A 15310-nucleotide genomic window follows, 5' to 3' on the forward strand; every position below is an offset into this window, starting at 1 on the left:
TTTAAATAACAAAAAAATATAAAAATCGTAATTGTAAAATTTAATTAAGTAAATCAAATTGTTATTTTTGTTGGAAACTCTCATTAAATTATGATTACACAGGAACAATTTGATACTGAAGTAAAAATGATAATTGCCAACGCTATTAGAGAAGATGTTGGAGATGGCGACCATAGCTCATTGGCTTGTATTCCTGAAAATGCTCGAGGAAGAGCAAAACTTTTAGTAAAGGATAAGGGTATTATAGGGGGTGTTAATTTTGCAAAGAAAGTATTTGCATATGTAGATAAAAATTTAAAGTTAGATGTAAGAATTGAAGATGGAACCGAGGTTTCCTTTGGTGATGTTGTTATGTATGTTGAAGGTCCTTCACAATCTATATTGAAAGCGGAACGAACCGTTTTAAACGCTATGCAACGCATGAGTGCCATTGCTACCAAAACCAGAATGTTTGTTGATTTAATTCAAGGTACCAAGGCAAAAATTCTAGATACCCGAAAAACTACGCCAGGAATTCGTGTACTTGAAAAATGGGCTGTTAAAATTGGTGGAGGCGAAAACCATAGGTTTGCTCTATATGATATGATTATGTTAAAAGATAATCACATCGATTTTGCTGGAGGGATTACTAGAGCCATCGAAATGACCAAACAATATTTAAAGGATACTGGTAAAAATTTGGACATTATGGTGGAAGCAAGGAATTTAGTTGAAGTTGAGGAAATTCTTCAAAATGAAGGCATTTATAGAATTCTATTGGATAATTTTGATTATGAAGACACCAGAAAAGCCGTAAAATTAATTGGTAATAAATGTTTAACGGAATCTTCAGGAAATATCAATGAAGCAACTATTAGATACTATGCAGAATGCGGTGTGAATTATATTTCATGCGGGGCTTTAACACATTCGGTACACAATATGGATTTAAGTTTAAAAGCCATTAAATAGTTTTAAAACAATCTATGTTTTAAAAAACATGAAACCACCTTAAATTTAATAACTTTGCAATTATTCTAATGCAAATTATTGATGACTAAACCTATTGAAGACAAACTAGATAACATCCCTGTGATTAATATCTTTGTGAGGCTTTTCAAAAAAATAAAACTCCCAGGTCTTGAAGGGTTATCATTTTACGATTTGTTGGAGTTATACATAACGGGAATTGTTAAAGGTGCATTGACAACAAGAGCTAGTGCCATAGCGTTTAATTTTTTTATGGCATTATTTCCTTTTTTGCTATTTGTTTTAATCGTCATACCCTATGTTCCCATTGATGATTTTAAAATAGAGTTTTTAAAATTTTTAGAATCTTTTTTACCGCCAACAACCTCCGATTTTTTTTTCGAGAATATTTTTGAAAATATCGACCAACCCCAAAGAGGTGGCTTATTATCGTCAGTATTTATATTGTCCATAGCACTTATGGCAAATGGTATTAATGCTGTGTTTTCAGGCTTTGAAAATTCTTATCACGAACAGTTATCCAGAAATGGATTAAAACAGTATTTATATGCTTTAAGCATAGCTTTGATTTTAGCTTTTTTACTAATTATGACTATTGCAGTTTTAGGATATTTCCAAATTTATGTTGTTCAAGAATTATTGGATGCACTAAAAAGCAGAGGTTATGGTGTAGATGCCAATAGTGTTTTTTGGACGGACGTGGTAAAGTACTTCTTTTTTGTAATGATGGTATATATAGCCACGGCCACTTTATATTATTTTGGCACCAAGGAAGGTAAGCATTCAAATTTCTTTTCCATAGGTGCTTTGTTTACTACCTTGCTTATTATGTTGACGTCCTATTTATTTGGAATATATATCGAGAATTTTGGTCAGTATAACAAGCTTTATGGTTCTATTGGAGCGCTTTTAATTTTACTTTTTTACTTATGGCTTAATTCCAACATTCTACTGTTAGGTTATGAACTTAATGCATCGCTTCAATTTTTAAAGAAATATCCGAAAGAGAATAATTGAGTCAATAATTTATATTTTTAAGTTAACCTGATTACCTTTGGCTATGCCAAATTTTATAGACGTTATTATACCCATTCCACTTCAAAAACTGTTTACTTATAGTATAACGGTTTCCGAGGCTGATTTTTTAAAAATAGGCATGCGTGTTGCTGTTCCTTTTGGAAAGTCTAAAATTTACACCGGTATAGTCTATAAAATTCATAACACTCCGCCAAATGCTTATGAAGCAAAACAAATTCATCAAATTTTAGATGATTCACCTATTGTAAACGAAATACAACTGCAATTATGGAATTGGATAGCAAATTATTATATGTGCACTTTAGGAGATGTTATGCGAGCTGCCTTACCTAGTGCCTATACTCTTGAAAGTGAAACCATCGTCATCAAAAACAACAAAAAAACAATTGATGAATCTAAATTGCTGGACGATGAGTTTTTAATTTATGAGGCATTACATCATCAATCCTCATTAAAGATTCATGATATTTCGAATATACTTGATAAAAAGAATGTACTCCCAGTAATTAAGCGACTCTTAGAAAAAGAAGCTATTTCTGTTGAAGAAGAAGTTTACGAAAAGTATAAACCCAAATTGGTGCGTTATGTCAAATTGAACACTAATTATGCTTCTGAAAATCAACTTAAAAATTTATTAGAAGACCTAGGTAGAGCCAATAAACAAAAAGAGGTGGTTTTAACACTGTTTTCAATTTCTGCAAAAACCAAAAAACCGGTAAAAGTATCTGATTTATCAAACGAAAGCGATGCGTCTTCAACAATTATTAAGACATTAATAGATAAGTGTATTCTGGAAGAATATTACATTCAAACAGATCGGGTGCAATATTTAGGTGACGATAATGAAGATTCCAAACATTTAAATGAATACCAAAAAACCGCATTAAAAGACATAAAGGAATCCTTTAAATCACAAAATATTACCTTAATTCATGGGGTAACATCTTCTGGTAAAACAGAAATTTACGTAAAACTTATTGAAGAGGTTTTAAATAGGAAAAAGCAGGTTCTGTATTTATTGCCTGAAATTGCTTTAACAACGCAACTAGTTTCTAGACTTCAAGATTATTTCGGAGAAAAAGTAGCGGTTTTTCATTCCAAGTATTCATCCCACGAACGTGTTGAGGTTTGGAATAATGTCCTAAATAATTCTGGGAGGGCACAAATTGTTTTAGGAGCACGTTCATCCATTTTTCTGCCATTTCATAATTTGGGATTGATCATTGTAGATGAAGAACACGAACAGTCTTTTAAACAGTTCGATCCTGCCCCGCGCTATCATGCGCGCGATACAGCGATAGTTTTAGCAAGTATGCATAAGGCTAAAACCCTTTTGGGTTCAGCAACACCAAGTTTAGAAAGTTATTACAATGCAAAGCAAAACAAGTATGGTTTTGTAGAATTAACGCATCGATTTAACGATGTGTTAATGCCCGATATTGAGTTGGTGGATATTAAAGATAAGCTAAAAAGAAAACGCATGAAAGGGCATTTTAGTGATAGACTTATTGATGAAATGAACGAAACCTTAAAAGAAGGGCATCAAATTATACTTTTTCAAAATAGGCGAGGGTTTTCACCTATTATTGAGTGTCATACTTGTGGGCATTCACCACAATGCCCAAATTGCGATGTGAGTTTAACCTATCATCAATACAGAAATCAATTGCGTTGCCATTATTGCGGTTACAATATGGCTATGTTGCAAGATTGTTTGGCCTGTGGCAGTCAGGATTTGGATAACAAGGGTTTTGGAACTGAGCAAATAGAAGAAGAAGTAAAAGTATTATTTCCAGATTATAAGGTAGCGCGTATGGATTTAGATACCACGCGAGGTAAGTATGGCTACGAAAAAATAATCACTGCTTTAGAGCAACAGGAAATTGATATTTTGGTGGGTACGCAAATGTTAACCAAAGGTTTGGATTTTAGAAATGTGAAGTTGGTTGGTATCATGAATGCCGATAACATGCTAAACTTTCCTGATTTTAGAGCACATGAACGTAGTTTCCAATTAATGGTTCAAGTATCGGGTAGGGCAGGACGAACCAAAGAGCGTGGAAAGGTTTTGATTCAAACCTACAATCCACACCATAATATTTTACAACAAGTATCGACTAATAATTATATCGATATGTTTAATGAACAGATGAACGATCGCTATAATTATAAATATCCACCCGTTTTTAAGCAAATAAAAATCAGCTTAAAACACAAAGATTACAATAGGGTAGAAACCGCTTCTATTTGGTTTGCCAAATCGTTGAGGCAAGTTTTTCATAACAATGTTCTGGGACCAGAATCACCACCTATTGCTAGAATAAGAAATCAATTCCATAAGAATATTTTGATAAAAATCCCGAAGCAACAGTCGTTATCAAAAACAAAAGAAGCTATCATTAAAATTAATAATAGCTTCCAGAGCATAAAAGATTTTCGGTCGGTTAAAGTAATTTTAAATGTCGATAACTTTTAAAGTTTTGTTGGTTGATTTTTTAAATGTTATTTAAAGCGTCAACAAGTTGTGTCTTTTTATTTCTACTTAAAGGAATTTCATAAGCACCTACTTCAACATTTTTACTGTTAAACCTGTCAATCTTATCTAGATTAACAATGTAAGATTTATGGATTCTTAAAAATTTACCTTCTGGTAATTCAGCTTCAAAAGATTTCATAGTGGAAAGAACCACTAAACTGTTTTCTTCTGTTACTAATTTTACATAATCACCAAGGGCTTCAATCCATTTAATGTCTTTAATATAAACTTTACGTTTTTTAAGGTTACTCTTTACAAAAATGTGTTCACCTTCTTCTTCGTTAAAGTCTAAAGTCAAGCGATGTTGCTCTAAAGCTTTTTCAACAGAGATGTTAAAACGTTCTCTTGTAATGGGCTTATGTAAATAATCGGTAGCATCGTAATTAAATGCTTTAAAAGCATATTCGGTTTTACCAGTTACAAAAATAATTTGGGGTTTGTTGTTCAATACGTCTAAAAGTTCAAATCCATTTAGCACTGGCATTTCAATGTCTAAAAATATAAGATCAACTTGATGCGTATTTAAACCATTTTTAGTTTCTAAAGCACTACTGTACTCTGCTATTAAGTTAAGTGAAGGATGATTTTCGACTAACTTAACAATAGAGAGACGTTGTATTGCTGAATCGTCTACTACTACACAGTTTAAAGTCATAACATTTTATATTATTTCGGTTAAGATATCGACAATAGTACAAAAAATTCGGTTAAAAACCAAAAAACATCGTTGAAATGTTTATTTTAACATAATTTTAACAAAACAACTCTTTACTATACACGCCGTAAATTTAATATTTATATCTAAATTCATGCCATTTTTTATAAAGAGATATCAACAATATTATATACTTTAAAATATGATTCAAATAAATGTTGGATTATATAGATGTATTCACTAATTTTGCACCCAATTTTTAACAATTAAATACATTTTTATGAATCATTATGAAACTGTTTTCATCTTAAATCCCGTTTTATCTGAAGACCAGATAAAGGAAACAGTAAAGAAATACGAAGATTTTCTTGTTTCTAACGGCGCTAAGATGATAGCTAAAGAAGATTGGGGGCTTAAAAAATTAGCTTATCCAATACAAAACAAGAAAAGCGGATTTTATCACTTATTTGAGTACACCGTACCTGGTGAGGTTATTGGCGCTTTAGAGTTAGAATTTAGACGCGATGAGCGTTTTATGCGTTACTTAACTGTAGCGTTGGATAAACATGCCATTTCATGGGCAGAGAGAAGAAGAGAAAAACTTAAAGCAAAAGCATAATCATGGCCACATCAATAGAGCAACAATCAAAAGGAAAAAAAGATGGCGAAATTAGATATTTAACGCCATTAAATATAGATACAAACAAACAAAAGAAATTTTGTCGTTTCAAAAAATCTGGTATTAAATATATCGATTATAAAGACCCCGATTTCTTATTGAAGTTTGTAAACGAGCAAGGTAAAATTTTACCACGTCGTTTAACAGGAACTTCTTTAAAATACCAAAGAAAAGTTTCAGTAGCTGTAAAACGCGCTAGACACTTAGCTTTAATGCCATACGTAGCAGATTTATTAAAATAAAATACCGATAACAATGGAACTTATATTAAAACAAGACGTTGAAAATTTAGGATTTAAAGACGATGTTGTAACAGTTAAGAACGGTTATGGTAGAAACTTTTTAATTCCTCAAGGAAAAGCTATGTTAGCAACTGTATCAGCTAAAAAAGTTTTGGCTGAAAACTTAAAACAAAGAGCTTTTAAAGAAAAGAAAATTGTTGATGATGCCAATAAAATTGCAGAAGCAATAAAAGCATTGGAAATCAAGATCACTTCAAAAGTAGGATCAGGAGACAAATTATTTGGTTCTGTGAATAATATCGATTTAGCGGCAGCTTTAGAAAAAGAAGGTCATTCTATCGATAAGAAATTCATTACAGTAACTACAGTAAAGCGTACAGGAAAATACAATGCTGTAGTTCGTTTACACAGAGATGTAACTTTTGATTTACCATTTGAGGTTATAGCAGAAGCAAATTAAGCTTTAAATATATTTTTAAAAGCCTCAACTTAGTTGGGGCTTTTTTGTTACTAATAAATAACTTCTTTTTTTAAGAAGATATAAGCGAAGAAAATGAAGTATAGAAGACTTACAAAAGAACAATTTGAAGAATTACACCAAGAATTCATAAATTTTTTGGCAACACAATCCATAACTCATGAGGAGTGGACTAATTTAAAGGCCAATAAACCAGAACTTGCCGAAATGGAATTGGACGTATTTAGCGATTTAATTTGGGAAGGCGTTTTAAATAAAGCAGAATATTTAGAGCATTTTGCGCCACAACATATGTATTTATTTAGGTTAGGAAAGAAAAAAATGAAAGCCATTGTTGTAAACATTAAAAACCCCGAAATAGATATTACCACCAAAGAAGGGTATAATTGGTTGCGTGATAATTTAATGGATGACAATGTTGAGTTTTTACAAGCCGATAAAGCATACAGCGACGATAAAAACCTTGATAAATTTAAAATGATTGAACAAGGCGCAGTAATAACCAAAGGCGATTTATTTCAGTATTTTGATAACTTGATAAGTTAAATTCTTTTATTTTTGTCATTCCTGTGCAGATAGGAGTCAACTTTACATAAAAAGTAATCTTAAAAAGATACCTGCTTTCGCAGGCATTATTATGGCCCAAAAACCAAGCATCCCAAAAGGTACACGAGATTTTAATCCAGAAGAAGTCGCCAAACGTAATTATATTTTCAATACCATACGTGGGACTTTTGAGCGTTTTGGATTTCAACCCATTGAAACCCCAAGTTTTGAAAACTCCGAGACCTTAATGGGGAAATATGGTGATGAAGGCGATCGATTGATTTTTAAAATTTTAAATTCTGGAGATTATTTGGCTAAAGCTGACAAAGTTGCTTTTGATAAAAAAGATTCAAACAAACTAACTTCAAGCATCTCAGAAAAGGCCCTCCGATATGACTTAACAGTCCCTTTTGCACGCTACGTGGTACAACATCAAAACGAGATTGAATTTCCATTTAAACGCTATCAAATACAGCCCGTGTGGCGCGCTGATAGGCCGCAGAAAGGACGTTTTAGGGAGTTTTACCAGTGTGATGCCGATGTAGTGGGTAGTGATTCCCTTTGGCAAGAAGTGGAGTTTATCCAATTATATGATGCGGTGTTTGCTGCTTTAAAGTTGGAAGGCGTTAGCATAAAAATCAATAATCGTAAAATACTCTCTGGAATTGCAGAGGTTATTGGAGCTTCCGATAAATTAATCGATTTTACAGTCGCATTAGATAAGCTGGATAAAATTGGCGAGGAGAAGGTTAAAGAAGAGATGTTGAGTAAAGGTATATCCGAAGCAGGTATTTCAAAATTACAACCTCTTTTTACCTTATCAGGAACTTTTGAATCGCAAATTGAAAGCTTGAAAAGCATTTTAGATACGTCCGAAGAGGGAAAAAAGGGCATTGATGAATTGGCCTTCATCAATAATGCCATTAAAGCATTAGGTTTAAACACAGCAACCTTACAATTGGATGTGACTTTGGCTCGCGGACTCAATTACTATACAGGTGCTATTTTTGAAGTGGCTGCGCCAAAAACCGTACAGATGGGTTCAATTGGTGGCGGAGGACGTTACGATGACTTAACGGGCATTTTTGGAATGCCCCATATGAGTGGTGTGGGTATTAGTTTTGGTCTGGATCGTATTTATTTGGTACTTGAAGAGTTAAATTTATTCCCTGAAACGGTGAGTAAAAGCGTAGAGGTTTTGTTCATAAACTTTGGTGATAAAGAGGCTCTTTTCTGCCTTAAAGCCATAAAAAAATTAAGATTACAGGGTGTTAATGCCGAATTGTATCCAGATTCTGCTAAAATGAAAAAGCAAATGAATCATGCCAATAAGCGTAATATTCCATTTGTAGTTTTAGTAGGCGAGGAGGAGATAAAATCAAACAATTATTCCTTAAAAAATATGGTTTCTGGTGAGCAATTTAAAGTATCACTGGAAGCCTTGGTTAAACATTTAAAATAAAAAAGTCCTGAACGTCAATTCAGGACCTGTATAGCATTGTAGATTTGGGTGTTTTTAAAAAGCGACTAACTCAAACAAAAAATAATCTATCAATACCTATTTTGTAATTGTAACTTCTTTACAATTTTGATATTTTTTGATTCTTATGATATTCTCATTGTTATTAAATATCATTTATTTACACGGCTAATATACAACTATTTTTTCAATAAATACGATAAAATGCAAAAAAATACGATAAAATGTAAATAAAGTCCCAAAAGCACCTTTAGGATTCCAATTAAAATCTTAAAAAATTAAACATTTAACCTGTTTATTTTATAGATACTTTTTTGGAGAATTCTCCAAATTCTGTTTTTATTTTGATTATATAGGTTCCGGATGAAATTTGGTTGGCCAAATATTCCAAATTGTTTTTATTGGTATTTGTTTCGAATTTAAATAAAGATTGACCTAAAATATTGAACATTTCAACAGTTTCTATAAGATGGGATTTTGGGTTCTGAATAATAATTTTGTTTTTTTCGTTTGAATAATACACATCTACAGATTTACTTTCTTTTTCATTTAAACCAAGAACTTGGGATTTTGAAAATGTAATTTCAAAACGATTAAGGTAAGATCCGGCTGGCAAACTAACTTCGTAATTGCTTTGTTTTAAATCATGGTAAACGCCTAATTCTTTATCATGTAAAAAAATATTTAGGTTTTCTTGGGCATTTTCTAACTTATCAAGCGATATCGTATTTATCCCTTGTCTTTTAGTATGTATGCCAATTGGCAATATGGTTTCACTATTGATTTCATTAATGCCCTGAATAGCATATTTTTCATTTGAAATTAACCAATACATATCATCAATTTGGGTGTCTATATATTTGGCATCAAAACCCCAATCGTAATCTTTAGTGGCTCGCGTATCCTGGGTTACCAATAGTTGCCTGTATATTCCTCCATTGGAATTAAAGCCTAAACGAATTTTAAAACGTGAATCACTCTCAGGTGTAGTAATATCGGTTTTTCCTTTTTTGGTATTGGAACTTTTAGTAAATACCGAGTTTGTACCATCTTCAATTTGAAAAACTCTTTGTCCATTATTGAAATTAATAGTACCTCCCGATTCTGCGGTCACAAAAAATCCCTGTCCAACTGGGATGTATCTTCCTGGTATTTTTGTGGGTGTGCCCCCGGTAGCGACATTAGGGTCATTGGTACCATAGGAAGCTGCTGGAACACCACCAGATAAAGAATAGGTAGAGTATCCGCCTTGATATTCTCTTAAAATATGTGATCCACCACCCCAATGTTCCCAGAAGTACAAAGTACCAGTGGTTGAACCCGTTCCTGAAATAGTAGCACCGTTATCCAAAATAAACTGTTCTGCATCTAATGCTGAAGGATAAGGATTTCCAACCAAATAATCATTGCCAGCACTTATTGTAAGGTTGATGTCTCCATTATTGGGTTTACCTTTTAGAACATAGTTTTGCTCAGTTAAAATAGAGCCTGTACCTGGACCTTTCATGGTAAAGCCTTCACCTACTAGCATAGTTCCTGAACTTCTTACATGTTGCCATTTCGAGTAATTATCACTTTGCTTGTTACTAAACTTCCATATCCAATAATCTGCAACTGATAGAGGAGAGGCTTTTCCATTGTAGCCAGATGTTAAGAAGGCCACATTGGTAAAAACATCTGGAACTTTATAGCTATTGTTATTTGTTGAATTATTTGATTTACCTACTGGAGATGACCAATAATTGTATGTAAAGGTATCGGCGCTACCTTGTTGGTCTCTTTCCAAAGTTCCTGAGCTGCTCGGATCCAGTTGGCTATCAAGAGTTTGAATAAGTTGGGATTCACCTTCCAAATCAATAGCTCCATCTAGGTCTAAATACCATTTAATATACAGCGGTGAATTATTATTTATTGTCAATTTACCACTGTTCTCAATAAACAACCCCATTGTAGATATTGATGAATCGACAGTTAAGTTACCCTTTACTTTAGCTATCAAACCTGAGGAATGGTTGGGATCTACAATCCATGAACTTCCACCGACCCAGTTGGTAGGGTCATTCCAATTCCCATTACAGCTTGTAGTTGATACCATGGGTAGCGGAGCTGTTTGTGTATTGATAATTTTTGTATTGTAAATTTTAGTTCCAAAACCAACATCAAAACCAGGAGTCGACAAGTCATCAATAATGTCATCTTTATAATTGTCCATTCTATAGTATCTCTCTAATTTTGACCAATTCAATGGAGTTATGGTTGCGCTATCAACAAAATCGGTAATATCCCTAGGAATCACGGTTCCTCTTACTATCCCCGAATTATTCTCAATTTCTTGGTAAAGCATTTTTTGCAATTCATTTACGGACAATGATTTACTAAATATTTTTACTTCATCGATATACCCATGAAAATAATTGGTGTTTGAATCTGGTTTTCTGCCTATTGTAAAACTTGAAGTATCGGCGGCTAAAGCACCTGTAGAAGCATCATTGGCTACCTCCATGCCATTGATATAAAGTTTAAAATCTCCCCCTTGATAATTACATTTGTAAGTAGCGGCTACATGAACCCATTTATTAACAGGTAATGCAGTACCACTATAAATAGATATTCCGTTAGCATATGCTTTTATGGTTTTGTCTGAATTGAGTTCAATGTAAAAAACATCTTGACCTAAAATAATTTGGTTGCCTGTTGAGGAGGCATCTATGTTTATCCAAGCCATTATACTCCCCTCTTCCCAATTATTGATTACTGAAGATTCATCGGCATAGTCGTTTCGACCATCAAAATACAACTGATACTTGCTATTTAAGTCTCTTGGAGATCCAAAAACGGTTTCATCTGTATCAAATGAATCTATTATACCATCGCCTTCCATATCAATTGTGTCATCAATCAATCCGTCATTATTGGCATCTAAATTAGCATACAAAGTATGCGATATGTCGAAAGTTGTGCCATCAGAAGTTATATCCAAATAGTCTGGTGTGCCATCGTTATCCGTATCCTTTACATAATACCCCCAACCCGATCCTGTAGAACCTTGGTTAGAATTACCAAATGCTGTGGCCATATTGGAACCATTGAAAAAATCAAACAAATCTAAAATACCATCAGGATAGTATTCAATAGTGCCATCTGAATTGATGTCTGTTTGCCTCACAGCATCAGAGTCTGGACCATCTCCTGCGCCATCTCCAGTTACGTCACCATCTCCATTTTGATAGCTTGGATTGCTTAAATTTCCAGCCCCTGATTCATCAACATCAAATAAGGTATCATTATCACTATCTAAATCTAAGTAATCGGGAGTTCCATCTCCATCTGTATCGGGTGCAACATTATTTTCGCAAGCATCATGCATGCCATTCAAATTGGCATCTATCCACCCAGTAGTATAAGTTAAAGTTGCTTTACCCTGGCTATAGTTTCCTAATCCAGCTTCTACTACATCTGGAATACCATCATTATCTGAATCTAAATCAAATACATCGGCCACACCATCTGAATCAGAATCGCATAGCGTTTGAGAAATAACAATGTCATCAATAGCCAAATCATTACCGCTACCTCCAATTTCATTATTTATAAAGTACACATAAAATTCACTTACATTGAATGTTAAATTTGCAGTGAATTGATGCCAACTATTTGCAGGGTCTCCGTTTATGGATGGTGGAATATCACCAGTTGTTATTGAAGCCAACACGTTGTTGTTTACATCTCTGAATTCTACCAATATGTTTGGTCGTAATCGCGTAGCGATTCCAGGGGCTGTTGTGGTATCTAAGTTTAATACCCAAAAACTATAAGTAATAGGAATGTTTGGTAATGCTCCAATAATAGTAGCGGTGTAGAAGGTGCCTGGGTCGTAAGACGCATTGAACATGGCCATTCGACCATTGGTATCTCCAGGGGTATGATCTTCACCCGTGTACCAGTAGGCATCGGCCCAAGAAGCTACCTCTCCGTTAGGGGTATCGTTAGTACCATCACCATCGCCAGCTTTATAATAAACGGTGTATTCTCCATCATTTAGGCTATTGTTAGATAAACTTGGGCATGCAGAGGTATTGGTTCCTACTGTTCCATCCTCATAACAATAAGTTGTTAAAGCATCGTAGGTAGTATTGATTGTAGTTCTATTTCCCTCTCCAAAAGTTTCATTTAAAAACTTATAGTTTGTGGTAGATGCGACCGATGAGTTTTTACATGCAAGTTCTTCATCATAATCTAAGATACCATCATTATCATCATCAATATCCACATTGTCTAAAATCCCATCACCATCACTGTCAAAAAAGTTCTGTTCTGCTCTTGAACTTATGTTAAATTTGTAGGCGCCTTCATCACTATCATCGTTATTTATAGTAACTGTTGTTGTTTTCGTTCCTATTGATATAGATTTGAAAGTAACCGTTATAGTTTTACTGCTTCCTGAATTAACGGATGTAGGTAAAGGAGTTAATAATTCGAAGTCGGTTGTGTTCGAAAGTGTAATACTACTAATTGTTAATATAGCCGATCCGGTATTACTAATAGTGTAACTTCTCGATATTTGGGTGCCTAAATTGGCAGTACCAAAATCCGTATAATCTAAAGTAGAAGGTGTTAAATCATTATTTATAATTTCATTACCATTGCCCAAAACTTTTATTTCTGGAGCGGTTACATTAAAAATTCTTGTTTCTACATTCGAAGTCGAAGGCGATCCTGAAGTTTTTATTTCCAAAGACAATAAATATTGACCAATAGTTGTAGGAGTAAAAGAGGAATTTGTATTATTTGCACTTGTAGATAGGTTTCCAGTACCTAGAGTCGTTATAACTGAACTAGGATTTCTTAACGTCCATTTATAAGTAACATTGGTTTCTGTACCAGTATAACCTCCCGTTAAATTTATTAAATTAAATCCAGTAACTGCAACAGGTCCGGAAGCTGGATTGGTAATTTGTGCATTTACATTACCGCCAGAAGCTACGACCTCTCCAAATGTATAAACATCACTTCCTCCACCTGCACAGGCAGCATATACTTTAGTACCAATGTAAATATCATTATTGTTGTTGCAATTTGTAGTTGTAATTTTTCCACCATTCTCAAAGGTTAAAACAGCCGATGCATTCGGTAAAGTTAAATGGGCTTTAACACCATTGAAACTTAAGGTACCTCCGTTAATATCCAGTAGTGATGTAGATAATGTCGCATTATTCGGTGATGATGATATTGAGATGGTTAATGTTCCATTAACTATCAAACTACTCATGGGCTGGGTAGTTAAGTTTGTAGAAATAGTAATATTATGTCCTGTTTGTATGGTTACCGTGTAACTACCAGTTGTTTGACCAGGATACTGCGTGGCAGCAACCCAATTGGAACCATCATAGGTTTGCCACCTAGATACTGTAGTCCAATTACCACTTGAAATGGATCTAAAATCTCCAATAGATAATAATAATTTGTATGAGGTCTCAGTTGGATTTTTAACATGTAAATCGTTATCATTGGATGCATATAGAGTACAACTCAGAAAACAGGCTAAAACGAAGCTAGTTACTTTAACAAAAGCAAGTATTTTCATAGGTAGGTTAATTTAGTTTGGGACTAAATTTAGTATTTTGATTATGAGGCTAATATAGTGATTTGTTTTGACAAAACACGATGAAACGCCAAAAAATTCGATTAAAAACAAAAAGTCCTGAAAATTTCAGGACTTTTATTAATTATTTTTTATTAATTATTTACTTCTTATGAAACGTTTAGTAATAATTTGAGTGTTATCATTTACCTCTATAAAGTAAACACCAGCTTCTAGATTGTTTACAATAACCTCTTTATTAGTCTTTCCTTGATTCACTATCTGTCCAAGAGTATTTATTATTTTATAGGATACTATTTGCAGGCCTTTAGATAACTTAATATTTAAAATATCTCCTCTCACAGGATTTGGATAAAGGGTCAATTCGTTTTTATAAATTGTATTATCAACAGTATCCAATACTTTTCCAGATTCAGATGTTGGATTAGATTTTGCAGATGAACCACTACTATTTGAAATTCCTGTGATAATTATTTGATCTATATAGATTTGTTCGTTCTTTTTAGAAGTATTACTTTGAATTCTAAACCTACCATTTGTTGATAAATTATAACTTGAAGTATCAATTGTAACTAAAAAGTTGTTAAAAGTATCACTTTGAAAATCTACACCTGTTAACCAAGTATCTACGATACTAAATCCAGTTCCATCATTATATAATAATGAAAAGCTATCACCATTATTCAAAGTACTAGCATAGAAATAGAAACTGAATTTAACCTGACTATAAGATGAAAGATTAAATGTAGAGGATGTCATTGAAGATGAAATTCCGTTTCCATCTCTGAGACGCATTGAAAAACTACCTTCATAAGAATTCGAAGATGAAATTCTGGAACAATCATTTCCTCCTTCAGTCCAACCATCAAGTCCAGTTTCAAAGTAACCTTCATGGATGACTATATCTGTTGGTAAACTTGTGACATTCACGGTTCTCGTTACTTGGGTAGCAGCATTACCGGCGGCATCGCTTACGTTGTAAGTTATGATATAAGATCCAGGGATGTTAGTATTGACAATATCGCCACCAATGACAATGTTGGCAGTAATATCCCCATCTTTATTATCAGAAGCCGTAGCTCCTT

11 protein-coding genes are annotated in these 15310 nt (G+C 33.5%); 8 read left to right on the plus strand and 3 right to left on the minus strand.

The window, feature by feature from the left end; genetic code table 11:
- The first annotated feature begins 90 nt into the window (after positions 1-90).
- The 3 genes from nadC to priA all read left to right on the plus strand — a co-directional run bounded on the left by nadC (position 91) and on the right by priA (position 4483).
- Positions 91-951, plus strand: a complete 861-nt coding sequence (gene nadC, locus ABD963_RS14980; protein WP_345278231.1) for a carboxylating nicotinate-nucleotide diphosphorylase — start codon at positions 91-93, stop codon at positions 949-951.
- Between the two features lie 81 nt (positions 952-1032).
- The gene (locus ABD963_RS14985; protein ID WP_345278233.1) at positions 1033-1986 is read left to right on the plus strand and encodes a YihY/virulence factor BrkB family protein; all 954 of its coding nucleotides are present in this window, start codon (positions 1033-1035) and stop codon (positions 1984-1986) included.
- Positions 1987-2029: 43 nt separating this feature from the next.
- The gene (priA, locus tag ABD963_RS14990) at positions 2030-4483 is read left to right on the plus strand and encodes a replication restart helicase PriA (RefSeq protein ID WP_345278235.1); all 2454 of its coding nucleotides are present in this window, start codon (positions 2030-2032) and stop codon (positions 4481-4483) included.
- A 19-nt stretch (positions 4484-4502) separates the two neighbouring features.
- On the opposite strand, the gene ABD963_RS14995 is transcribed toward priA, so the two are convergent.
- Complete coding sequence (locus tag ABD963_RS14995) at positions 4503-5198, minus strand: LytR/AlgR family response regulator transcription factor (RefSeq protein WP_345278237.1); 696 nt, start codon at positions 5196-5198, stop codon at positions 4503-4505.
- Between the two features lie 280 nt (positions 5199-5478).
- Between ABD963_RS14995 and rpsF the strand changes: the two genes are divergently transcribed.
- The 5 genes from rpsF (at position 5479) to hisS (ending at position 8605) form a co-directional block, all read left to right on the plus strand.
- Positions 5479-5817, plus strand: coding sequence for a 30S ribosomal protein S6 (rpsF, locus tag ABD963_RS15000; protein ID WP_345278239.1), 339 nt, complete (start codon positions 5479-5481; stop codon positions 5815-5817).
- A gap of 2 nt (positions 5818-5819) precedes the next feature.
- Positions 5820-6119, plus strand: a complete 300-nt coding sequence (rpsR, locus tag ABD963_RS15005; RefSeq protein ID WP_345278241.1) for a 30S ribosomal protein S18 — start codon at positions 5820-5822, stop codon at positions 6117-6119.
- Positions 6120-6132: 13 nt separating this feature from the next.
- Entirely contained in the window at positions 6133-6579 is a 447-nt protein-coding gene (rplI, locus tag ABD963_RS15010) for a 50S ribosomal protein L9 (protein WP_345278243.1), read from the plus strand.
- 93 nt (positions 6580-6672) lie between these two features.
- Positions 6673-7143 (plus strand): DUF6495 family protein, encoded by a 471-nt coding sequence (locus ABD963_RS15015; protein WP_345278245.1) that lies wholly within the window; start codon positions 6673-6675, stop codon positions 7141-7143.
- Between the two features lie 91 nt (positions 7144-7234).
- Positions 7235-8605, plus strand: coding sequence for a histidine--tRNA ligase (hisS, locus tag ABD963_RS15020; RefSeq protein WP_345278247.1), 1371 nt, complete (start codon positions 7235-7237; stop codon positions 8603-8605).
- A 313-nt stretch (positions 8606-8918) separates the two neighbouring features.
- Here the strand turns inward: hisS and ABD963_RS15025 are convergent, their stop codons facing one another.
- Both ABD963_RS15025 and ABD963_RS15030 read right to left on the minus strand, forming a co-directional pair.
- Positions 8919-14207: a LamG-like jellyroll fold domain-containing protein gene (locus tag ABD963_RS15025; protein ID WP_345278249.1), complete on the minus strand. Its 5289-nt coding sequence runs from the start codon at positions 14205-14207 to the stop codon at positions 8919-8921.
- Between the two features lie 156 nt (positions 14208-14363).
- On the minus strand, positions 14364-15310 hold a 947-nt coding region (locus ABD963_RS15030; protein WP_345278251.1), incomplete at its 5' end, for an immunoglobulin-like domain-containing protein.

The organism is Litoribaculum gwangyangense, assembly GCF_039543505.1.
In the GTDB taxonomy this organism is placed as follows: domain Bacteria; phylum Bacteroidota; class Bacteroidia; order Flavobacteriales; family Flavobacteriaceae; genus Litoribaculum; species Litoribaculum gwangyangense.

What these genes read in the sequence shown, in the direction of transcription:
- ABD963_RS15025 (WP_345278249.1), bottom strand. Translation starts at nt 14,207, where the DNA reads ATGAAAATACTTGCTTTTGTTAAAGTAACTAGCTTCGTTTTAGCCTGT.
- ABD963_RS14985 (WP_345278233.1), top strand. Translation starts at nt 1,033, where the DNA reads ATGACTAAACCTATTGAAGACAAACTAGATAACATCCCTGTGATTAAT.
- rpsF (WP_345278239.1), top strand. Translation starts at nt 5,479, where the DNA reads ATGAATCATTATGAAACTGTTTTCATCTTAAATCCCGTTTTATCTGAA.
- priA (WP_345278235.1), top strand. Translation starts at nt 2,030, where the DNA reads ATGCCAAATTTTATAGACGTTATTATACCCATTCCACTTCAAAAACTG.
- hisS (WP_345278247.1), top strand. Translation starts at nt 7,235, where the DNA reads ATGGCCCAAAAACCAAGCATCCCAAAAGGTACACGAGATTTTAATCCA.
- rpsR (WP_345278241.1), top strand. Translation starts at nt 5,820, where the DNA reads ATGGCCACATCAATAGAGCAACAATCAAAAGGAAAAAAAGATGGCGAA.
- rplI (WP_345278243.1), top strand. Translation starts at nt 6,133, where the DNA reads ATGGAACTTATATTAAAACAAGACGTTGAAAATTTAGGATTTAAAGAC.
- ABD963_RS15015 (WP_345278245.1), top strand. Translation starts at nt 6,673, where the DNA reads ATGAAGTATAGAAGACTTACAAAAGAACAATTTGAAGAATTACACCAA.
- ABD963_RS14995 (WP_345278237.1), bottom strand. Translation starts at nt 5,198, where the DNA reads ATGACTTTAAACTGTGTAGTAGTAGACGATTCAGCAATACAACGTCTC.
- nadC (WP_345278231.1), top strand. Translation starts at nt 91, where the DNA reads ATGATTACACAGGAACAATTTGATACTGAAGTAAAAATGATAATTGCC.